Origin of the sequence: Frigoribacterium sp. CFBP 8766, assembly GCF_014841435.1 — a bacterium.
Lineage (GTDB): Bacteria > Actinomycetota > Actinomycetes > Actinomycetales > Microbacteriaceae > Frigoribacterium.
The window spans coordinates 470,095-491,431 of sequence record NZ_JACYTX010000001.1; the positions used below are offsets into that span (position 1 = coordinate 470,095).

Genomic DNA, 21,337 nt, shown 5'->3' on the forward strand with positions numbered 1-21,337 from the left:
GGTGCTCTCGAACGGGCTCGTCAGGGCGGTCTTCGACTCCGACGGCCTCGTCTCGTCGCTCGTCGACTCGACGTCCGGGCGTGATCTCGTCGCTCCCGGCGCGAGGCTCGGACTGCTGCAGATCTTCCGGGACACCCCGAACCAGTGGGACGCGTGGGACATCGACGCCGTCTACGCCAACGCCCGCACCGACCTCGTCGACGCCGTGTCGGTCGAGGTCGACGGGGTGTCGCTCGCGGTGACGCGGACGACCGGCACGTCGACGATCGTGCAGCGCTGGGCCCTCGAGGAGGGCGAGGCGGAGCTGCAGCTGGTGATCGAGGTCGACTGGCACGAGAGGCAGAAGCTGCTGAAGCTGGCGTTCCCGCTCGACGTGCACGCCGACCGCGCGGCGTCCGAGGTCCAGTTCGGGCACGTGCAGCGCCCGACGCACTCCAACACCTCGTGGGACTTCGCCCGCTTCGAGACGGTCGCCCACCGGTGGGTGCACGTGGCCGAGCCGGGCTTCGGGGTGGCCGTCGCGAACGACTCGACGTACGGGCACGACATCACGCGCTCTACCCGGGACGACGGCGGCACCACCACGCTCGTGCGGCAGTCGCTGCTGAGGGCGCCGGTGTTCCCCGACCCGCACGCCGACCAGGGCCGCCACGTGCTGCGGTCGACCGTGCGCGTCGCGCCCGACGTGGTCGACGCGCTGTCGGCCGGCTACCGGCTGAACCTGCCGCTGCGCACGGTCGCCGGGAGCGGCGCCCCGGTCGCCCCGCTCGTGTCGTCGTCGTCGCCGGCGGTCGTGGTGGAGGCGGTCAAGCTCGCCGAGGACCGCTCGGGCGACCTCGTCGTCCGGATCTACGAGGCGAGGGGGTCGAGGGCCGCGTCGACGATCGAGGTCGACACGTCGGCCGGGCTCGGCGCAGCCTGGAGGACGGACCTGCACGAGCGTGAGCTCGGGGTGGACGGAGCCGACGTCCCCGGCGCCGCGCGCTGGGCCGCGGGGGAGTCCGTCGAGCTGACGCTGCGCCCGTTCGAGATCGTCACCCTGCGCTTCGCGCGCCACGGCTGAGGCCCGGCCGGCCGGCTGGCCGGCCGTCGGCCGACCCGGTGAACCGGCGGGAAGTGCTTCTCGGGGAGGCCCGGGCAGCACTTCCTGCCGGTTCACGGCGGAGCAGAGGAGGAAGGGGAGAAGGAAAGAGGAGGGGTCAGCTGAGGGTGGCGGCGGGGACAGGGTCGGCCTGCGCACCCGCCATGGCGGCCCCGACGGCGGCGGCGGGCAGGCCGGCGGGCAGCAGCACGAGCCGCGAGGCGAGGTCGAGCGACGCGATGAACGAGGAGGCGGCGGCCTGGTGGGCGAGTGCCTCGCGCACCGGCGCCATCAGCTCGTCGCCGAGCGCGCTCATCCCGCCGCCGACGACGATCGTCTGCACGTCGACCGTCAGGGCCAGCAGCCGGACGGCCTGCGCGACGCCGTCGACCAGGGTGCGCCGGGCCTGCACGGCCAGGTGGTCGCCGTCGGCCGCCGCGTCGAGGAGGGCGCGTGCCGGGTGCAGGGCGGTGGTCGGCCAGAGCCGGGCCGCCGCCGACCCCGAGGCCACGGTCTCGAGGCAGCCGCGCTGTCCGCACGCGCACCAGGCGCCGGCCGGGTCGACGGGGACGTGGCCGATCTCGCCCGCGGCGCCGAGCGCGCCGCGGCGGACCTGGCCGTCGAGGACCAGCCCGGCGGCGAGGCCGGTGCCGAGGTTCAGGTAGGCGATCGAGCCCTGCAGGGACATCGCGTGCCACGCGCCGAGCGCCGCGGCGTTGACGTCGTTCTCGACCCGGACGGGCACGCCGAGGCGACGGGCCAGCTCGTCGCCGAGCGCCGTGTCGACGAGGCCGAGGTTGACCGCGTGGCCGACCCTGCCGGTGGTGGCGTCGACGACGCCGGGCACGCCGACGCCGACCGACGCGAGGCGGTCGAGCGGCACGCCGGTGAGCGCCGCGAGGCGCTGCGCGGCCTCGACCGCGTTGTCGAGCACCTCGTCGGCCCCGAAGCCCGAGGCGAGCCGGACGCGGTGCACCGGCCGGGGCGACCGGGGATCGTCGTCGGCGACGGCCACGGCGTCGATCTTCGTTCCGCCGATGTCGAGGCCGAGCCTCACGGGCACGCCCTCGACGCCGTGGCGTGATCGCCGTGAGGAGCCTCGCAGGCGACCAGGGCGGGCCTCACGACGGTGCCGGGGAAGGCGGGGACGGGCCTGCTCATGAGTGTTAGTAAAGCTTACTAACCGAACGGCAGCAAGCACCGGGTGCCCGAGATCTCGGGCTCGTTTCGGGTATTGACCAGCCGTGTTTCCTGCTCGTAAACTCACCGCACCAGCCTTGACAACGTGTTTGTAAGGCATTTTTACTAAACGGCAACGCTGCCGGGCCCGTCTCGCACCACGAGACGGCGCACGCCTCTCGAGGCCCTGGTCGGCGACGCCCGAGACGAGAGGAGGCGACCGTGCCCCGAGCAGCCGCCCCCCGTGCCGCCGCCGCCCGTGCCGCCACGCACACCACCGCTCCCGTCGCCGCCGGTGCAGAGCGCGCCTCCGCCTCCTCGACCCTGCGGGTCACCGCCAAGTCGCTGCCGCAGCACACCCGGGCCCGCAACCGCTCGCTCGTGCTGCAGACCCTTTGGCACCAGGGCTCGATGAGCCGCGCCGACCTCGCCCGCGAGAGCGGGCTCACCCGGCCGACCGTCTCGGGCATCGTGCAGGAGCTGGCCGACGAGGGGGTCGTGGCCGAGCTCGGGCTGCGCGGCGACTCCCGGGTCGGCAAGCCGGCGACGCTCGTCGGCATCCGGCCCGACTCCTTCCACATCCTCGCGCTCGACCTCTCGTCGGCGGAGCGGTTCTCCGGCGCCGTCGTCGACGTCCGCGGCGAGGTCGTCGGCCGGGCCAGCGTCGACATCGACGGGGCGACGGGCGAGGCGGCCGTGGCGCTGGCCGAGCGCCTCGTCGACGAGCTGTCCGCGCTGACGACCACGCGCCTCCTCGGCGTCGGGGTGGGCACGCCCGGCATCGTCGACCACCAGGGGGTCGTGCGCACGGCGGTGCACCTGGGCTGGTGGGACCTCCCGCTCGCGGCCCGGCTGAGCGCCCGCACGGGCGTGCCGGTGCACGTCGGCAACGACGCGAACCTGGCCGCCCTCGGGGTGCACACCTTCGGCGACCCCGAGCGCGACCCGTCCCGCAGCCTGATGGTCATCACCATCGAGCACGGCGTCGGCGTGGGCCTCATCGTCGGGGGAGCGCTCGTCGAGGGCGACCGCTTCTCGGCGGGCGAGATCGGGCACGTCACCGTCGACGAGGCCGGCGACGTGTGCGCCTGCGGCCGCCGCGGCTGCCTCGAGGTGTCGCTCGCGGCGCCGGGGCTGTCGGCCCGCCTCCTCGCCGTCGACCCCGGCTCGCGCGGCGCCGTGCTGCACGCCGCGGGGCGCGACCTCGGCTTCGTGCTCGCCCCCGTCGTGAGCGCCCTGGGGCTCGACGAGGTCGTGCTCTCCGGGCCCCGTGAACTGCTCGACGGCGTCCTGCTGCGCGCGGCGGTCGAGACCGTCAGGGCCCGCACGCTCGCGGCCGTCGGCCAGGGGCTCGTCCTCCGCTACGCGGGCGACGACCGCGACCTGGCCGTGCTCGGTGCCGCCTCCCTCGTGCTCTCGGCCGAGCTGGGCGTCTCGTGACGGCGCCCGGACGGACGCCGCGCGGCCCCTGCCACGACGGCCCCTCCCCAGGCGCCCCCGGCGCCCGATCCACCACAGACCGCACCACCCGCACCAGCACCGCACGCACCTGCTCGACCACCATCACTCCCAGCAGCACCCTGCGGCACCGCCGCCCCGTCCACGAGGAGACACAATGCGAATGACACGTCACACAGCGGTCGCGGCCCTCGGCCTCACGGCCGCCCTTGCCCTGACCGCCTGCTCGAGCGCGGGCACGGCAGGAGGCGGCAGCAGCGACGGGCCGCAGACGGTGCCCACCACGAAGGGCGACGGCGAGACGCTGACCGTCTGGGTCATGACGGGCGACTACACCGACGAGACGATCAAGGCGATCAACGACGAGTTCACCGAGCAGACCGGCGCGGAGGTGGACGTCCAGACCCAGCAGTGGGACGGCATCACCACCAAGATCAGCACCGCGCTCGCGACGTCCACCCCGCCCGACGTGCTCGACCTCGGCAACACCCAGGTCGCGAGCTACGCCGAGAACGGCGCCCTGCTCGACCTCACCGACTACGCGGACGACATCGCCCAGGGCCAGGAGTGGCTCACGGGCCTCGAGGAGCCCGCCACGGTCGACGGCTCGCTCTACGGCGTCCCCGGCTTCGCGGGCGCCCGCGCCGTCATCTACAACAAGGACATGTGGGCGGCCGCCGGCATCACCGAGGAGCCCACCACCTACGAGCAGCTCACGGCCGACCTCGACACGCTGGCGGCGGCGAACCCGGCGAGCGACTTCTCGCCCTTCTACATGCCCGGTGCCTACTGGTACGCCGGCATGCAGTTCGTCTGGGACGCCGGCGGGGAGATCGCGACGCAGGGCGACGACGGCACCTGGTCGGCCGGCCTGTCGTCCGACGAGGCACAGCAGGGCCTCGAGGACTTCAAGGAGTTCCAGAACACCTACTCGACGGGCGCCTCGCAGACGCTCGACACCGACGTGCCGAACCAGGACCAGATCTTCGCCGACGGCAAGGCCGGCGCCATGCTCGGCACCAACGGCAAGATCGACCTGATCAAGGAGGCGAACCCCGCCCTGACGGACGACAGCTTCGGCACCTTCCCGTTCCCGGGCAAGTCCGGCGAGTCGCAGCCCGTCATGCTCGGCGGCTCCGACTGGGGCATCGCGGCCAAGAGCGCGAACTCCGACCTCGCGCTGCAGTGGGTCAAGATCGCGGCCAGCCCCGAGATCCAGAGCGACTGGGTCTACGGCAACGACGGCTGGATCCCCAACAGCACCGACGGCATCGAGGCGGCGCAGAGCACGCTCGGCGACATCGACGAGGGCTTCTTCTCGGCAGCGCTGAACTCGAAGGCCACCCCGGCCAGCGGCAACTGGGCCGCGCTCGAGGGCGACCTGAGCATCAACGACCTGTTCAGCAGCGTCGCCTCGGCCAGCAAGTCGCCCGAGGCCGCCGCCGAGTCGTTCGACAGCACGACGGACGACGCCCTGAACAAGTAGTCCCACCAGCGAGCGGCTCCTCACCGCAGGGCCGGGCGACGCACGAGCTGGACGTGCGCCGCCCGGCCGGCACCACCCCGCTCGACCAGCTCCGCCGCTCGACCCGATCACCGCTCGACCCGATCTCTGAGTCCCGACCCAGGAAGCAGCCATGGCCGTCACCACCGCGCCGCCCCTCCCGCCCCGCCAGCACGCCCCCGAGGGCTCGGCCCCGCGGCCCAGGAAGAAGCGCCAGCTCGCCCCGCTCTGGCTGCTGAGCCCGGCCGGCATCGTCCTGCTCGTCGTGATGGTCGCGCCGATCGTGTTCCTGGTCTTCACCTCGTTCACGAACTACGACCAGCGCAGCCTGTTCACCGGCGCCTACGAGTCGGTCGGCCTGCAGCAGTACGTCACGCTGTTCACCGACAGCGACTTCTGGTGGTCGCTGCTCCGCACCGTCCTCTTCACCGTGGCGATGGTCGCCGGCAGCGTCGTCGTCGGCATGGGCGTCTCGCACCTGCTGACGCGGATCCACACGAGCATGCGGTACGTCGTCACCGTCGTGCTGATCTTCGCGTGGGCGATGCCGAACGTCGCCTCCTCGCTGGTCTGGAACTGGCTGTTCCAGCCGGGCTACGGCGTCGTCAACTGGATGCTCACGCAGCTGCGGGTCTTCGGCGACATGACCGACACGCAGTGGTCGAACGATCCCCTGTTGTCGTACACGTCGATCTGGATGCTGATCGTCTGGCAGGCGGTGCCCTTCATCGCGTTGACCCTCTACGCGGCCGAGACGCAGGTCTCGCCCGAGTACAAGGAGGCGGCCCGTCTCGACGGTGCCGGCGAGTGGCGCGTCTACCGCGACGTCACCCTGCAGTTCCTCAAGCCGACCCTGCTGCTCGTGACGATCCTCTCGATCATCTGGGACTACAACGTCTTCAACCAGATCTGGCTCGTCTCGCAGGGCGGCCCCGACGACGCGACGTCGACCCTCGGCGTCTTCATGTACAAGACGGCGTTCGTCGGCTTCGAGATCGGACAGGGTGCCGCCATCTCGGTCGTCACGACCCTGCTGCTGCTCGGCCTCACCGCGTTCTACATCCGCAACCTCATCCGCTCGGGAGAAGACCTGTGACCACGACAGTCCCCACCGGAGTCGGCGCCTCGGCGACCGACGGCCCCTCCGAGACCGCGGCGGCCGCCGACTCGGCCGTCCCCGCCTCCGCCGGCCCTGCCGCTGGCTCGTCCGACGGCACCGCCGGAGGCGCGGCGCCCGTCCGCCGCTCGCGTCGCCGCAAGAAGCCCCGCTGGTTCAGCAACTCGCTCGCGGTGCTGTTCAGCGCCGTGTGGATCTTCCCCGTCTACTGGATGGTCAACACGGCCTTCAAGCCGCGGTCGGAGTCGATGACGTCGACCCCGCTGTTCCTGCCGCAGCACCCGACGCTCGACAACTTCGTCGTCGCGATCACGCAGAGCGGGTTCCTCGTGAACCTGCGCAACAGCGCGGTGGTGGTGATCGCGACGGTGCTGCTCGCGATCATCCTCGGCTTCTTCGCCGCAGCGGCGCTCTCGCGGTTCCGCTTCCGCGGGCGCCGCACGATCATGATCGTCATCCTCGCGGTGCAGATGTTGCCGACGACGGCGCTGCTCATCCCGCTGTTCCTGATCTTCAACAGCATCGGGCTGCTCGGCACCTACGCAGGCCTCGTGCTGGCGTACATCGCGACGGTCCTGCCGTTCTCGATCTGGGTGATGCGCGGGTTCTTCGTGGCCATCCCGATGGAGATCGAGGAGGCGGCCCAGCTCGACGGGGCGAACACCTGGCAGGTGCTGACGCGCATCCTGTTCCCGCTCGTGGCGCCGGGCGTCATCGCGACGAGCATCTTCGCCTTCATCGCGGCCTGGAACGACTACATCATCGCCTACACGTTCATGAAGGACCAGTCGATGTACACGCTGCCGGTCTGGCTCGCGTCGTTCGTCTCGCAGAACACCGGCACCGACTCCGGCGGGCAGATGGCGGCCAGCGTGCTGTTCTCGCTGCCGGTCGTCGTCTTCTTCGTCATCATCCAACGCAACCTGGTGTCGGGCATGTCCGCCGGCGCCGTGAAGGGCTAGAACCGTGACCGACCCCCTGCTGCTGCCCCGTGTCGACCAGCTGACCACCGCCTCCGGCGCGTACCTGCTCGACTCCGCCACCCGCGTCTCGGCGCCCGACGAGCTCGCCGGCACGGTCGCCTGGCTGCAGTCCGTGCTGCGGCCCGCGACCGGGCTGCCCCTGCGCGAGGGGGACGGCGACGGCGCCGGCATCTCGCTCGACCTCGACCCCGCGCTCGACGACGAGGGCTACCGGGTCGAGGTGCGCCCGGCCGGCGTCCGCATCACGGGCGGCTCTGCCGCCGGCGTCTTCTACGGCGCCCAGGTGCTGCGGCAGCTGCTGCCCCCCGAGGTGTTCCGTCGCTCGCTCGTCGAGGGCGTCGAGTGGTCGGTGCCCGCCGTCGACGTCGCCGACTCGCCCCGGTTCGGCTGGCGCGGCATGCACCTCGACGTGGCGCGGCACTTCATGCCGACGCACGACGTGATGCGCCTGGTCGACCTCATGGCGATGCACCGCCTCAACACCCTGCACTGGCACCTCACCGAGGACCAGGGCTGGCGAGTGGAGATCGTGAAGTACCCCCTGCTGACGACGGTGGGCGCGTGGCGCGAGTCGTCGCAGGTGGGCGCCGGGCCCGACGCCACGCAGGACGGCCGCCCGCACGGCGGCTTCTACACGCAGGCCGACATCCGCGAGGTCGTCGCGTACGCCGCCGCGCGGCACGTGACCGTCGTGCCCGAGATCGACGTGCCCGGCCACTCGATGGCCGCGATCACCGCCTACCCGCACCTCGGGGTCGGCGCGGTCGAGGTCGGCGGGCTTCCCGTGCCCGAGCCGCGGCAGATCGCGGTCGGCACCGAGTGGGGCATCTTCGAGGACGTCCTCAACACCGAGCAGTCGACCGTCGACTTCTACAAGGACGTCCTCACCGAGGTGATGGACCTGTTCCCCGGCACCTGGATCGGCGTCGGCGGCGACGAGTGCCCGAAGGCCCAGTGGGAGGCGGACCCCCGCACCCAGGAGCTGATGCGCGAGCGCGGCCTCGCCGACGAGGAGCAGCTGCAGGCCTGGTTCATCGGCCAGCTCGACGAGCACGTGACGGCCGCGGGCCGCCGCACCTTCGGCTGGGACGAGATCTTGGAGGGACACAGCCTCGGGGGACAAAGCCGTGGCGGTCACGACCAGGGCGGCGCCCGACCCATGTCGCCCGGCGCGACCGTCGCCTCCTGGCGGGGCATGACCGGCGCGGTGACCGCCGCCCGGCTGGGCTACGACGTCGTCGCCTGCCCCGACGACCAGGTGTACCTCGACTACCGGCAGTCCGACTCGCCCGACGAGCCGATCCCCGTCTCGATCGTGCTCGGCCTCGAGGACGTCTACGCGTTCGAGCCCGTCCCGGCCGAGCTGACCGTCGAGGAGGCGCGGCACGTGCTGGGCGGCCAGGCGAACGTCTGGACCGAGCACATGGACTCGCCCCGCACCGTGGACTTCCTCGTGTTCCCTCGCCTCTGCGCGGTGGCGGACGTGCTCTGGTCGGACGCGCCGCAGGACTTCGCGGGCTTCTCCGCACGGCTCGACCACCACCTCCTGCGCCTCGAGGCGGCGGGGGTCGAGTACCACCGGGCGTCGGGCCCGCTGCCGTGGCAGACGCGTCCGGGCGTTCCCGGTCGCCCGGCCTCGCGCGAGGACCGCGCCGCGTACATCGCGGGCATCACCGCGAACATCGCCTGAGCGGGCTGTCACCGTTCCCGAGTGAGGAGAGTCCCGTGTCGACGCTGGTGCTGGTCGGGGCGACGGTCCACGACGGTCGAGGAGGCGCGGCGCAGGTCGCCGACGTCGTCGTGCGCGACGGGGTGGTCGCGGCCGTGGGCCCCGGAGCTGCGGCGTCCGTCGTCGAGGCGGGCCCCGCGGGCCGGGTGGTCGACGCCCGCGGGCTCGAGGTGCTGCCCGGGTTCGTCGACGTGCACGCGCACGACGACGCGGCGCTCTTCCGCCCGGGCGGCATCGCCCCGAAGACGGAGCAGGGCGTGACGACGACGATCGTCGGCAACTGCGGCCAGGGCGTCGCGCCGTCCCCGGCCGATCCGGCCGACCGCTCGCTCGAGCAGTACTCCCTGCCGGTGCTCGGCCCGTTCCCCGCCCGGCGCTGGGCGATCTTCGGAGACTACGTGGACACGCTCGCCCACGAGCCGCTGGGCATCCACGCCCGGGCGCTCGTGCCGCACGCCCCGGTGCGAGCCTCCGTGCTCGGCATGGCGCGGCGGCCTGCCGACGCCGGCGAGACCTCGCGCATCGCGGGGGCGGTCGGCGACGCCCTCGACGCCGGTGCGCTCGGCGTCTCGCTGGGCCTGATGTACGCGCCCGGCGACGCCGCCGACCGGCCGGAGCTGCTCGCGATCGCCCGCGAGGTCGCGGCCAGGGACGGGCTGCTCGTCGCCCACGTCCGCAACGAGGCCGACGGGCTTCGCGCCTCCGTCGACGAGCTCGCCTCGCTCGGCCTCGAGTCGGGCGCTCGCGTGCACGTCAGCCACCTCAAGGTGACCGGACCGCGGAACGTCGGCGGGATGGGCGCGATCGTCGACCACCTGGACGACCTGCGCGCCGACGGGCTCGACGTCAGCGCCGACGTCTACCCCTACGACGCCGGGAGCACGACGGTGGCGTCGCTGTTCCCTCCCTCGACGGCCGACCGCGGCGTCGACAGCCTGCTCGAGGCGCTCGGCGACCCGACGACCCGCGCCGCGGTGCTCGCCGGGCTCGAGCAGCCCTGGCCGGGCACGGCGCTCGAGAACCAGTGGGCGGCGATCGGGCCTGCGCGCATCCTGCTCGCCGGCTTCGCGCGACCGGAGAACACCGGGCTCGAGGGGCGCAGCATCGCCGACATCGCCGCCGAGCTCGGCGGAGACCCGCGTGAGGTGCTCGCGGACCTCGTCCTCGCCGAGCGGGGCTCGCTGACCGTGATCGTGTTCCACACCGACCTCGAGGGGATGCGCACCGCCCTCGCCTGGCCGCACACGCTCGTCGGCTCGGACGGGCTGCCGCGCGAGTCGGGCACCGTGCACCCTCGGCTGCACGGCACCTTCGCCCGGCTGCTCGACGTGTACGGCGGCACCGGGCCCTCGGCGGTGCTGATCCGCGAGGAGGCGGTGCACCGGATGAGCGTGGCCGCGCACCGCCGCTTCCGGACCGTCGCCTCCTCGACGCCCGTGGGGGTCGTGCCCGGGGCGGCGGCCGACCTTCAGCTCGTCGACCCGGTCGCGTACGCCGACCGGGCGACGTACGCGGAGCCGCGGCGCCCGCCGTCGGGGGTGCGCGGTGTGTGGGTCGCGGGGGAGCTCGTCGCGGGCGAGCTCGCGGGGCTCGCCTGAGGTTCACGGCCGCGACACTGCCCGGGGGTGTTCGCTCGACCACAGCTCGCCGACACCCGACTCGACGCGCGCTCGACGACGAGGAGACGCCATGAAGCTGCTGTTGCTGGGAGCCACCGGGGGAGTCGGGTCGCACCTGCTGCGCCAGGCGCTCGCCGCCGGCCACGACGTCACCGTGCTGGTGCGCGACGAGTCCGGCCTCGACGACGCCGCTCGTCACGAGGCAGACGGGGTGCGCGTCGTCGTCGGCGACGCCACCTCCGCGGACGACGTGGCCGAGGCGGTCGTGGGGCAGGACGCCGTCCTGAACGCGGTCGGCTCCCGCCGCGTGCGGCACCCCGTCGAGGTCGAGGTGGGCGAGGCGCTGCTGCCCGCGATGCAGGCGTCGGGCGTCCGCCGGCTCGTCGTCTGCTCGGCGTTCGGCGTCGGCGACTCCGAGGGCGACGCCAGCGCGCTGCAGAAGATCTTCTTCCACACCGTGCTGGGCAAGGTCTACGAGGCGAAGGAGGCGGCCGACGCGCAGGTGCGCGCCAGCGGCCTCGACTGGACCCTCGTCTACCCCACCCGCCTCGTGGACGACCCCGCGGCGGGAGACGTCGTGGCGTCGGAGCACCTCCCCGACGGCGCGTCGACGCAGGTGACGCGCGCCGACGTGGCCCGCTTCATGCTCGCGCAGCTCGGCGACGACACCTGGCTCCGCCGCACGGCGGTGCTCACCGGGGCGTAGGCGGCTGAGCCTGCGGAGACGCCTGTCGCTGCTGCTGCTGCCGGCGCCGCTGCCGCCGGCTCAGCCCAGGACGGCGAGCGCGTCGATCTCGACGAGCATCGCCTCGTTCGGCAGCTCGACGAAGATCGTCGTGCGGGTGGGGAAGACGCCGCTGGTGACGTTCGCCCGCACCCAGGTCTCGTAGGCCGCGTTCATCTCGGCGAAGTCGCTGCGCTGCGTGAGGAACACGCGCAGGGACATGACGTCGTCGACGGTGCCGCCCGCCGCCTCCACGATCGCCTTGACGTTGTCGAGCGTGCGCAGGGTCTGGGCCGTCAGGTCGCCGCGGAACAGGTACTCGCCCGTGGCCGGGTCCTGCGGGCCCTGGCCGGAGACGGCGAGGAACCCGTTCTTCAGCACGCCCTGCGAGAAGATCGGCATGGGGGTGGGGGCTCCGGTGGTGATCACCTGGGTCTTGTCGCTCACAGGGGGTCTCTCTTCTGTGTCGGTGGTGGTGTCGTGGGGCTGTGGCATCCGCGTCGAGGAGGCGGTGGCTGTGGACGGCGCACGGTCGCGCCGTCGCCCCTGCAAAGCTATCGGGAGACCGCCCCGCTCCACGACGAGAGGACACCCCGTGCAGACGTCCAAGGCCACCTTCGCGAACGAGCGCCGGCCGCTGCCGCTGCTCCGTCTCCCCACGCCCCTCCTCACCGTCGACCTCGACGCCCTCGACCACAACGTCGACACGATGGCCGCGTGGTGCCGGGCGGCCGGCGTCGACCTGGCGCCGCACGGCAAGACCACCATGTCGCCCGACATCTGGCGGCGGCAGCTCGACGCGGGCGCGTGGGGCATCACGGTCGCGACGGCGTTCCAGGCGGCGGTGGCCCGCGAGTCCGACGTGCCGAACGTCGTGCTGGCCGGGACGACCTTCTCCGAGGAGGCGCTCGTCGCCCTCGCCGCCGACCCCGGGTCGACGCGCGTGCTGATGTGGGTCGACTCGGTGGCCGCCGTCCGGCTCGCCGACGAGGCGCTCGCGCGGGCGGCCGCCCGTGCCTCGGGCCCCGCCGACGCCGCCGCCGAGACCGCTGCCGCCGCCGAGGTGCCGCCCCTCGCCGTGCTCGTCGAGATCGGCTCGTCCGTCGGCCGGACCGGGGCCCGCACGGTCGCCGAGGCGCTCGCCGTGGTCGACGCCGTCGTCGCGGCGCCGCACCTCGTGCTCGCCGGCGTCACCGGCTACGAGGGCGCCCTCACCCACGACGTCGACCCCGCGGGCATCGAGATGATCGACGACTACCTGCGCACGGTGCTCGATCTGCTCGACGCGATCGACCCGGAGGTGTTCGAGCCCTGGCTGGCGGGCGGCGGCGACGTCGTCGTGAGCGCGGGCGGCAGCGTCTACTTCGAGCGCGTCGTCGCGGTGCTCGCCGGGCAGCACGACCCGGACGGCGCACGAGGGCCCCGGACGCGCGTGGTGCTCCGCTCGGGCTCGTACGTCGCGCACGACCACGATCTCTACCGCCGCCTCACTCCCTTCGCCCGTGACACGACCCCGGAGATCGAGGGCGTCTCGGGCGACGAGTCCTTCCTGCCCGCCCTCGAGCTCTGGGCGACCGTCATCTCCAGGCCCGAGCCCGGCCTCGCCCTGCTCAACGTGGGGAGACGCGACACGGCCGACGACGAGGGGCTTCCCCTTCCCCTCGACGCCTGGCGGCCGACCGCAGGAGGCGGCGCGGACGACACGTCGGCGACGCGCCTCCACGGAGTGCTCGAGGGTGCCGTGGTGACCGCCCTGAACGACCAGCACGCGTTCCTCCGGCTGGGCGCCTCCTCGGGGCTGGCCGTCGGCGACCTGGTGCGCCTCGGCGTCTCGCACCCCTGCACGACGCTGTCCCAGTGGCGCGAGCTCTCGCTCGTGCGCGGCGGCACGGCCGTGCGCGAGCAGCCGCCCGTCGTCGAGGGCACCTGGCTGACGCGCTTCTGAGCACTGCCGAGGCAGAGCCCCCGAGACCGGGCGAGTTCGTCGTGAGCGGGCGGTGACGACGGCCCGCCCGCGACGGACCCGCCCGGAGTCCTCACAGGCCGACCCCGTCAGACCGGGCGGGTTCGTCGTGAGCGGGCGGTGACGACGGCCCGCCCACGACGAACCCGCCCGCCGTCCTGGCAGGCCGACCGCGTGCGGGCGGGTGCGCTCGCGGCCGGGCAGCCGGGCAGCCGGTCAGCCCGCGGTGAGCCGGTCGTAGAGGGCGTCGACCTCGGGGTCGACCACGCGGCGCGACGCGTCGGCGTCGTGCCACGCGACGATCTGGCGCGCGCCCTCGGCGAAGGGCACGCGCGGCTCCCAGCCGACGGCGACCTCGCGCACCTTGGACGAGTCGAACAGGGCGGGGTGGCTGCGGTCGCCGCGCAGGTCGGCGTCCCACTCGGGCGCCGCCGCGACGAGGTCGTGCGTCGTGCGGTGGACGACGTGCAGCGAGCCGCCGGCCGCGTCCGAGAGGCAGCGCGCGATCTGGTTCCAGGTGAGCAGCTCGGACGACATGATGTTGAAGGCCTCGCCCGACGCCTCGGGGGCGCCGAGCAGCGGGACGAACGCCCGCGCGAAGTCGTCCGCGTGGGTCATCGCCCACATCGAGGTGCCGTCGCCGTGGAGCACGACGGGGGCTCCGCGACGCATCCGCTCGACGACGGTCCAGCCGCCGAGCAGCGGCACGTGGGTGCGGTCGTAGGTGTGCGACGGGCGCACGACGGTCGCGCGGACCCTGCCGGCGAGGTGCTCGTCGCGCAGCAGCCGCTCGCAGGCGATCTTGTCGCGGGCGTACGGCGACCACGGGTTGAAGAGCGGGGTCGACTCCGAGATCGGCAGGGCGGCGGGCGGCTTCTGGTACGTGGCGGCGGAGCCGATGAACACGTACTGGTCGGCGTGCGGCACCACGGCGCGCAGCACCGAGCGCAGCTCGTCGGGCGTGAAGGTCAGGAAGTCGGCCACGGAGTCGAAGCTGCGGCCTGCGAGGGCCGCGACCAGCGCCTCCTCGTCGCGGACGTCGGCGACGATCGACTCGACCTCGTCGGGGAGGGGGCGGCTGGCGGTGCTGCCGCGGTTGAGCACCGAGACGGACCAGCCGACGCGCACCGCCTCGCGCACGCACGCGGCGCTGATCTGGCCGGTGCCGCCGACCACGAGGAGGGACTTCTGCGTCATGGCTCCACTGTGCACGCTCACGGTCGGGGCGGGCCAGGCCCGCCGGGCCGGGTCGCCCGGGTGCGTCAGGGGGTGCGCGGCGCGGGCGTCCGCGTGAGCACTGCGGCGTCGAGCGCCGCCCGCACGGCCCGGACGAGGGAGGCGTCGGTCACGGCGTACGAGTCCGTCGCGCCCGCGGACCCCAACGAGACGGGCGACGGGCCGTTCCCGTCCCCTGGCGCTGCGGTCGCGGCGGTCGTCGACGCCGACAGGTGCACCGCGGCGACGCCTGCGGCCACCAGCGCCGCGACGTCGTCGAGCCGGACGCCGCCGCCCGCCATGACCTCGACGCCGCCGGCCGCAGCGACCATGTCGGGCAGCGCACCCGAGGCGAGCCCGTCGCGTGCCCGGGAGGCTCCTCCCGAGGTGAGCACCCGGTCGACTCCGAGCGCGGACAGTGCGGCGACCGCGTCGACCGGCGAGGCCGCCCGGTCGACGGCGCGGTGCACGGTCACGTCGAGGCGGCTGCCGCCGAGCTCGGCAGGACGGACGCCCGCCGCGTCGCGCGCAGCCGACACGAGCCGCGCGACGGCGTCGACGTCGAGGGAACCGTCGGCCCTGAGCGCGCCCACGACGACCCCGGCGACGCCGGCCGCGACGAGGGTGCGGACCTCGTGCTCCATCACGGCGAGGTCCGCGTCGTCGTAGACGAAGTCGCCGCCGCGCGCCCGCACGAGGGCGTGCACCGGCACGTCCGTCGCGACCACCGCCTCCGTGAGTCCCTGGGACGGCGTGACGCCCCCGATCTCGAGCGCGGTGCAGAGCTCGACCCGGTCGGCTCCCTCGGCCAGCGCGGTGCGGGCGCCGGCGAGCGACGTCACCGCGATCTCGAGCGCGACGCGCCTCGGGCCGGAGACGGCGGCGCCAGCGGCAGCAACTGCGGCGGACGAGGAGGTGCGGGGGCGGTCGCTCATCCCTTCATCCTCCCAGAGGCGCCCGCCTGGGATCCTCCGTGCGAGGACGTCGAGGGCGGGTCGCCGTCACCGAGGGCGGGTAGCCAGCGACCCGCCCTCGGCGCCGATCACCCGCCCTCGAGAGAAGGAGAAGCCGTGCGGCCCCGCTGGCCGACGCCGGAGTCCGGCGCCGCATGCCGCGCTCGGCATGGGCGGGCGAGCATCATGGGCACATGGTCCCCGTCGAAGCCTCCGCCGCCGAGAAGCCGTCCACCGCCGCGTTCCGCGCCGCCCGAGACTCGCTGTCGGCGCACGCCGGCGACCACGAGGCGGCCCGCGCGGCGTTCCGCTGGCCGGACGTCGGCGACTCGTTCAACTGGGCCCGCGACTGGTTCGACGTGATCGCGCGGGGCAACGACCGCGTCGCGCTCTGGATCGTCGACCAGGACGGCGTCGACCACCGGGTCACCTTCGACGAGATGCGCCGCCGCTCGGACCAGGTCGCCGCGTGGCTCGTCGAGCGCGGGGTCGCGAAGGGCGACCACGTCATGCTCATGCTCGGCAACCGCGTCGAGCTGTGGGAGGCGATGCTCGCGATCATGAAGATCGGTGCGGTCATCCTGCCCACCTCCGTCGTCCTCGCCCCGCACGACCTCGCCGACCGGGTCGAGCGGGGGCTCGTCCGGCACGTCGTGGCGGCGCTCGCCGACGCCCCGAAGTTCGACGAGATCGCCGAGGGCGTCGGGCGGATCGTGGTCGGCGGGGAACACCCGGGGTGGGCGTCGTTCGACGACTCGCGCGGCGCCTCCGAGACGGCGCCCGACGTGGCCACGGCGACGAGCGACCCGTGCCTCGTCTACTTCACGTCGGGCACGACGAGCAAGCCGAAGATGGTCGTGCACACGCACGCGTCGTACCCGGTCGGGCACCTCACGACCACGTACTGGATCGGCGTCCGGCCCGGCGACGTGCACCTCACGATCTCATCGCCCGGCTGGGGCAAGCACGCGTGGAGCCTGTTCTTCGCGCCGTGGACCGCCGAGGCGACCGTGTTCGTCCACGAGCAGGCGCGCTTCTCGGCCGCGGCCCTGCGCGAGCAGCTCGACCGGGCCGAGGTGACCTCGTTCTGCGCGCCGCCGACCGTCTGGCGCATGCTGATCCAGTCGTCGCTCGGCGAGCGCCCCGTCGCGCTGCGCGAGGCGCTCTCGGCGGGGGAGCCGCTCAACCCCGAGGTCATCTCGCGCGTGCAGCAGGCCTGGGGCCTCGACATCCGCGACGGCTACGGCCAGACCGAGACCACCGCGATCGTCGCCAACCCGCCCGGGTCGGTGGTCAGGGCCGGCTCGATGGGCCACCCGCTGCCGGGTGTCGAGGTCGTGCTCGTCGACCCGGCGACGGGCGTCGTGGGCGACGCCGGCGAGGTCTGCCTGGACCTGCGGGTGCGCCCGGTCAACCTGATGGCGGGCTACCTCGGCGACGAGGCGCGCACGGCCGCGGCGCAGCGCGACGGCCTGTTCCACACCGGCGACGTCGCCACCCGCGACGCCGACGGCATGATCACGTTCGTCGGCCGTACCGACGACGTCTTCAAGTCGTCCGACTACAAGGTGTCGCCGTTCGAGGTGGAGAGCGTGCTGATCGAGCACCCCGCCGTCGCGGAGTCGGCGGTCGTGCCGGCTCCCGACGACGTGCGCCTCGCGATCGTCAAGGCGTACGTCACGCTCGCGGCCGGCTGGGAGCCGACGCCCGACACCGCCCGCGCCGTGCTCGCGCACGCCCGCACCGGCCTGCCGGCGTACGAGCGCGTGCGCCGCCTCGAGTTCGTCGACGAGCTGCCGAAGACCATCTCGGGCAAGATCCGCCGGGTCGAGCTGCGGGAGCGCGAGGAGGCGGCGGCCCGGTCGGGCGAGCGCCTCGCCGCGGAGTGGCGCGACGCCGACTTCCCCGACCTGCGGGGCTGACGCCGCGCCTCCTGCGACCAGGGTCAGTGCTCGAAGCGCTGCCAGGCCGGCTTGTTCGCGTACGTGTAGCGGTAGTAGTCGGCGAGGGTGAGCAGCGCCGCCGCCTCCTCGTCGACGACGATCGTCGCGTGCTGGTGCAGCTGCAGCGCGCTGCCCGGGCACATCGCCGAGAGCGGGCCCTCGACCATGCCCGCGACGGCCGAGGCCTTCGACGAGCCGACCGCGACCAGCACGACCTCGTGCGCGTCGAGGATCGTGCCGAGGCCCTGCGTCATGCAGTGCGTGGGCACCTGCGACGGGTCGTCGAAGAAGCGCGCGTTGTCGGCGCGGGTCTGCGGCGCCAGCGTCTTGATCCGGGTGCGCGACGCGAACGACGACGTCGGCTCGTTGAAGCCGATGTGCCCGTTCGCCCCGATGCCGAGGATCTGGATGTCGATCCCGCCCGCGGCCGCGATCGCCTCGTCGTACTCGACGGCCGCGGCCTCGATGTCGTCGGCGCGGCCGTCGGGCACCCGCACGCGGGCCGGGTCCATGCCGAGCGGCTCGACGACGTCGCGGTGGATCACCGACGCGTAGCTCTCGGGGTGCTCGAGCGGGATGCCGACGTACTCGTCGAGGGCGAAGCCGGAGGCGCGCGAGAAGTCGAGCTCGCCCGCCTGCACCCGGGCCGCCAGCGACGCGTAGATGCCGGTGGGCGACGAGCCGGTCGCGAGGCCGAGCACGGCCTCGGGCTTGCGCTCGACGACCGACGCGATCTTCAGGGCGGCGACGCGGCCTGCCTCGGCGGCGTCGCGGACGATGACGATCTCCACGCGTCAGGCCTTCGTCGCCGCGTCGGCGGACTCGGCCGAGACGTCGTCGTCCTCGCGACCCGGCGTCTTGAGGTTCCACTTCTTGATCACGAAGCTGAAGACGACGTAGTAGATCACCGCGTAGCCGAGGCCGATCGGGATCAGCCAGATCGAGTTCTGCGAGATGTTGAAGTTGAGCACGTAGTCGATCAGGCCCGCCGAGAACGAGAACCCGGTGTGGATGTCGAGCGCGTTCACCAGCGCCATCGACGTGCCCGTGAGGACCGCGTGGACGATGTAGAGCGGCCAGGCCACGAACATGAACGAGAACTCGAGCGGCTCGGTGATGCCGGTCAGGAACGCGGTCAGCGCCGTCGACAGCATGATGCCGCCGATGAGCTTCTTCTTCTCGGGGCGGGCGTGGCGCCAGATCGCGAGGGCGGCGGCAGGCAGCGCGAACATGAAGATGGGGAAGAAGCCGGTCATGAAGACGCCCGCGGTCGGGTCGCCCTGGAAGAAGCGGGTCAGGTCACCGCGGTACACCGTGCCGTCGGCGCCGGTGAAGTCGCCGACGAGGAACCACACGACGTTGTTGAGGATGTGGTGCAGACCCGTGGGGATGAGCAGTCGGTTGACCACGCCGTAGACGCCGCCGCCGACCACGTCGTTCGCCGCGACCGCGGTGCCGATCCAGGTGAGCGCAGAGTTGAACAGCGGGTAGATGAACGACATGACGACGCCGACCACGAGTCCGGTGACGGCCGTGAGGATCGGCACGAGGCGCCGACCGGAGAAGAACCCGAGGAAGTCGGGCAGCTTCGTCCGGTAGAACCGCTGCCAGAGCATCGCCGACAGGAGCCCCATCACGATGCCTCCGAGCACCCCGTAGTTGATCACCGCGGGGTCGCCCGCCGGGGTCTCCTCCCCGGCGAGCACCAGCGGCGACATGGCCGTGAAGACCCCGTCGATGACCATGTAGCCGACGACCGCGGCGAGGGCCGTCGAGCCGTCCGACTTCTTCGCCCAGCCGATCGCGATGCCGACCGCGAAGATCAGCGGCAGCCAGGTGAAGACCGCGTTGCCGGCGGCGCTGATGACCGAGCCGCCGGTCTCGAAGCCGGGGATCGCGCCGAGCAGGTCGGGCTGGCCGAGGCGCAGCAGCAGGCCGGCCGCGGGCAGCACGGCGATCGGCAGCATGAGGCTGCGGCCGAGGCGCTGCAGCACCGCGAAGGCGGCCGAGCCCTTCTTCGGCTTGGTGGCCGTCGTGTCGGTCGTGGTCATCAGGGGTCCTCTCGTCGGGGCGCAGAGTCGTGCGGCAGGGGCCGCGCCCGACGGATCGTCGGAGGCGGGGAGGGCCCTGGGGCAGGAGGTGCGGGTCGGCCGGTCCTGTCCGGTCATGACCAGTGAGTGGTAGTTTCCTCAGACCCGCCGGTGGTGTCAACTAGGAGGCGCGCTCGGTCCTCGGACGCACCGCTCGGACGCAGCCCGTCCGGACCCGCCGCGGGTTCGAGCCCCACGACGAAGGAGAACAGCTCATGTCGAAAGCACAGGCCATGATCGACGGACTCGGCGGCGCCGAGAACATCGAGGAGATCGAGGGCTGCATCACGCGCCTCCGCACCGACGTCAAGGACGTCTCGCTCGTCGACGACGCCGCGCTCAAGGCCGCGGGCGCCACCGCGGTCGTCCACGCCGGCGGCAGCGTCCAGGTGATCGTCGGCACGATCGCCGACTCGCTCGCCGAGGACATCAACGACCTGCTGCCGTGACCGTCGCGCTCACCCCCGTCACGGGCCGGGTCGTCTCGCTCGCGGACGTGCCCGACGCGGTGTTCGCCGGCCAGCTCGTGGGAGCGGGCGTCGCGATCGAGCCGAGCGCGCCTCCCGCGGGCGGTCGCCTCGTCGACGTCGTCTCGCCCGTCGACGGCGAGATCGTCACGCTGCACCCGCACGCCTTCGCGGTCGTGCACGAGTCGGGCACCGGCCTGCTCGTGCACGTCGGCATCGACACGGTGAAGCTCGGCGGCGAGGGCTTCGAGCTCGCCGTCGCCGAGGGCGCGACCGTCGCGGCGGGCGACGTCGTCGTGCGCTTCGACCCGGCGGTCGTCGCGGCCGCGGGCTACCCGGCGGTCTGCCCGGTCATCGTGCTCGACAGCGCACCCGACAGCGTGCCCCAGGGGTCGGTCGGCAGCGACCTCGAGGCGCGGTCGCCGCTCTTCGAGTTCTGAGCCGGCGCTGACCGGAGGCCTGAGGGCCCAGGCGCCCTGACCAGGTCACGTCCGAGGGCTCAGGCCTCCTGGGGCCCGTCGGCCGACGTCACCTGCATCGTGAGGCGGTACCGGTCGGACCGGTACCAGCTCTCGGACCGCTCGATCGGGTCGTCGCCCGAGAACGACACCCGCTCGAAGTGCAGCACGGGGGCGGCGTCGGGCGTCCCCAGCAGGGTCGCGATGTCGACGGGCGCCTCGCGGGCGGCGACCGTCTGGGTCGCCCGGGTCACCGGCTGGTCGTACTCGTCCGCCAGCAGGCGGTAGAGCGAGAGGCTGAGGTCGCGGTCGAGCAGCCCGGGCAGCCGGGCGGACGGGTACCAGGCGTCGTCGATGCTGACCGGCTCGCCGTCGGCGAGGCGCAGGCGCTTGACGTGCAGGGCCGGCTCGTCGGGGCCGAGCCCCAGGGCCGCCGCGGTCTCGGCTGTGGGGAGGCACTCGTCGCGCACGAGCACGACGGTGCTCGGGCGGTGGCCGAGCGACGTCATCTCGCTCGTGAACGAGTTGAGGCGCAGGGTCGACTGCACCGCGCGGTGCGCCACGAAGGTGCCCTTGCCGCGGACCCGCGTCAGCCACCCCTCGGCGACGAGCTGCCCGACGGCCTGCCGCACCGTGATGCGGCTGACCCCGTGGTCGACCATCAGCTGGCGCTCGCTCGGCACCGCGGCGCCGGCGGGCAGCTCGTCGGCCGCCAGGCGCTGCAGGATCGTGCGGAGCTGCTCGTGCTTCGGCACGGCCCCGTCGGTGATCCGCTGCCCCGTCGCCCGTGCCATGGCGTGCCCCCTCGGCTGTCGTCGTCGGGCCGGAGGCGGTGGTCCCGTCCGGTCATGACC

19 protein-coding genes are annotated in these 21,337 nt (G+C 73.3%); 12 read left to right on the plus strand and 7 right to left on the minus strand.

Going from position 1 to position 21,337, the window contains the following annotated elements; translation table 11 throughout:
• The first annotated feature begins 1 nt into the window (after window position 1).
• Entirely contained in the window at window positions 2-1,063 is a 1,062-nt protein-coding gene (locus tag IFT90_RS16790; RefSeq protein WP_371812138.1) for a glycoside hydrolase family 38 C-terminal domain-containing protein, read from the plus strand.
• A 136-nt stretch (window positions 1,064-1,199) separates the two neighbouring features.
• Here the strand turns inward: IFT90_RS16790 and IFT90_RS02245 are convergent, their stop codons facing one another.
• Window positions 1,200-2,138, minus strand: coding sequence for an ROK family protein (locus IFT90_RS02245; RefSeq protein ID WP_371812062.1), 939 nt, complete (start codon window positions 2,136-2,138; stop codon window positions 1,200-1,202).
• A 344-nt stretch (window positions 2,139-2,482) separates the two neighbouring features.
• On the opposite strand from IFT90_RS02245, the gene IFT90_RS02250 reads away from it, so the two are divergent.
• The 7 genes from IFT90_RS02250 (at window position 2,483) to IFT90_RS02280 (ending at window position 11,376) form a co-directional block, all read left to right on the plus strand.
• Window positions 2,483-3,700, plus strand: coding sequence for an ROK family protein (locus IFT90_RS02250; RefSeq protein WP_192040787.1), 1,218 nt, complete (start codon window positions 2,483-2,485; stop codon window positions 3,698-3,700).
• 181 nt (window positions 3,701-3,881) lie between these two features.
• Window positions 3,882-5,204, plus strand: coding sequence for an extracellular solute-binding protein (locus tag IFT90_RS02255; protein ID WP_197980632.1), 1,323 nt, complete (start codon window positions 3,882-3,884; stop codon window positions 5,202-5,204).
• 151 nt (window positions 5,205-5,355) lie between these two features.
• On the plus strand, window positions 5,356-6,318 hold the full coding sequence (locus tag IFT90_RS02260; RefSeq protein WP_192040789.1) for a carbohydrate ABC transporter permease: 963 nt from the start codon (window positions 5,356-5,358) through the stop codon (window positions 6,316-6,318).
• Window positions 6,315-7,301, plus strand: coding sequence for a carbohydrate ABC transporter permease (locus tag IFT90_RS02265; RefSeq protein ID WP_199861622.1), 987 nt, complete (start codon window positions 6,315-6,317; stop codon window positions 7,299-7,301). The genes IFT90_RS02260 and IFT90_RS02265 overlap by 4 nt, the downstream gene beginning before the upstream one ends.
• Before the next feature lie 4 nt (window positions 7,302-7,305).
• Complete coding sequence (locus IFT90_RS02270) at window positions 7,306-9,012, plus strand: beta-N-acetylhexosaminidase (RefSeq protein WP_192040790.1); 1,707 nt, start codon at window positions 7,306-7,308, stop codon at window positions 9,010-9,012.
• A 35-nt stretch (window positions 9,013-9,047) separates the two neighbouring features.
• The gene (locus IFT90_RS02275) at window positions 9,048-10,649 is read left to right on the plus strand and encodes an amidohydrolase family protein (RefSeq protein WP_192040791.1); all 1,602 of its coding nucleotides are present in this window, start codon (window positions 9,048-9,050) and stop codon (window positions 10,647-10,649) included.
• 91 nt (window positions 10,650-10,740) lie between these two features.
• Complete coding sequence (locus tag IFT90_RS02280; RefSeq protein WP_192040792.1) at window positions 10,741-11,376, plus strand: NAD(P)-dependent oxidoreductase; 636 nt, start codon at window positions 10,741-10,743, stop codon at window positions 11,374-11,376.
• A 60-nt stretch (window positions 11,377-11,436) separates the two neighbouring features.
• Here IFT90_RS02280 and IFT90_RS02285 read toward each other — a convergent pair whose 3' ends face one another.
• Window positions 11,437-11,841 carry a RidA family protein gene (locus tag IFT90_RS02285; RefSeq protein ID WP_123547776.1) on the minus strand — a complete coding sequence of 135 codons (405 nt, stop codon included), beginning with the start codon at window positions 11,839-11,841 and terminating at the stop codon, window positions 11,437-11,439.
• 148 nt (window positions 11,842-11,989) lie between these two features.
• Between IFT90_RS02285 and IFT90_RS02290 the strand changes: the two genes are divergently transcribed.
• Entirely contained in the window at window positions 11,990-13,339 is a 1,350-nt protein-coding gene (locus IFT90_RS02290) for an alanine racemase (RefSeq protein WP_192040793.1), read from the plus strand.
• A 234-nt stretch (window positions 13,340-13,573) separates the two neighbouring features.
• Here IFT90_RS02290 and IFT90_RS02295 read toward each other — a convergent pair whose 3' ends face one another.
• Window positions 13,574-14,554, minus strand: a complete 981-nt coding sequence (locus tag IFT90_RS02295) for an NAD-dependent epimerase/dehydratase family protein (protein WP_192040794.1) — start codon at window positions 14,552-14,554, stop codon at window positions 13,574-13,576.
• 65 nt (window positions 14,555-14,619) lie between these two features.
• Window positions 14,620-15,507 (minus strand): copper homeostasis protein CutC, encoded by an 888-nt coding sequence (locus IFT90_RS02300; protein ID WP_192040795.1) that lies wholly within the window; start codon window positions 15,505-15,507, stop codon window positions 14,620-14,622.
• Window positions 15,508-15,719: 212 nt separating this feature from the next.
• Between IFT90_RS02300 and IFT90_RS02305 the strand changes: the two genes are divergently transcribed.
• Window positions 15,720-17,447 carry an AMP-binding protein gene (locus IFT90_RS02305; RefSeq protein WP_192040796.1) on the plus strand — a complete coding sequence of 576 codons (1,728 nt, stop codon included), beginning with the start codon at window positions 15,720-15,722 and terminating at the stop codon, window positions 17,445-17,447.
• Between the two features lie 23 nt (window positions 17,448-17,470).
• Here the strand turns inward: IFT90_RS02305 and nagB are convergent, their stop codons facing one another.
• Together nagB and IFT90_RS02315 are read right to left on the minus strand one after the other, a co-directional pair.
• Window positions 17,471-18,259: a glucosamine-6-phosphate deaminase gene (gene nagB / locus IFT90_RS02310; protein WP_192040797.1), complete on the minus strand. Its 789-nt coding sequence runs from the start codon at window positions 18,257-18,259 to the stop codon at window positions 17,471-17,473.
• Window positions 18,260-18,262: 3 nt separating this feature from the next.
• Window positions 18,263-19,519, minus strand: a complete 1,257-nt coding sequence (locus IFT90_RS02315; protein ID WP_123547782.1) for a PTS transporter subunit EIIC — start codon at window positions 19,517-19,519, stop codon at window positions 18,263-18,265.
• A 254-nt stretch (window positions 19,520-19,773) separates the two neighbouring features.
• Here IFT90_RS02315 and IFT90_RS02320 point away from each other — a divergent pair, with 254 nt between their 5' ends.
• Entirely contained in the window at window positions 19,774-20,007 is a 234-nt protein-coding gene (locus IFT90_RS02320) for a glucose PTS transporter subunit EIIB (RefSeq protein WP_123547783.1), read from the plus strand.
• Window positions 20,004-20,465 (plus strand): glucose PTS transporter subunit IIA, encoded by a 462-nt coding sequence (locus tag IFT90_RS02325; protein ID WP_192040798.1) that lies wholly within the window; start codon window positions 20,004-20,006, stop codon window positions 20,463-20,465. Before IFT90_RS02320 ends, IFT90_RS02325 begins: the two co-directional genes overlap by 4 nt.
• A 59-nt stretch (window positions 20,466-20,524) precedes the next feature.
• Here IFT90_RS02325 and IFT90_RS02330 read toward each other — a convergent pair whose 3' ends face one another.
• On the minus strand, window positions 20,525-21,277 hold the full coding sequence (locus IFT90_RS02330; protein ID WP_192040799.1) for a GntR family transcriptional regulator: 753 nt from the start codon (window positions 21,275-21,277) through the stop codon (window positions 20,525-20,527).
• Window positions 21,278-21,337: the final 60 nt, after the last annotated feature.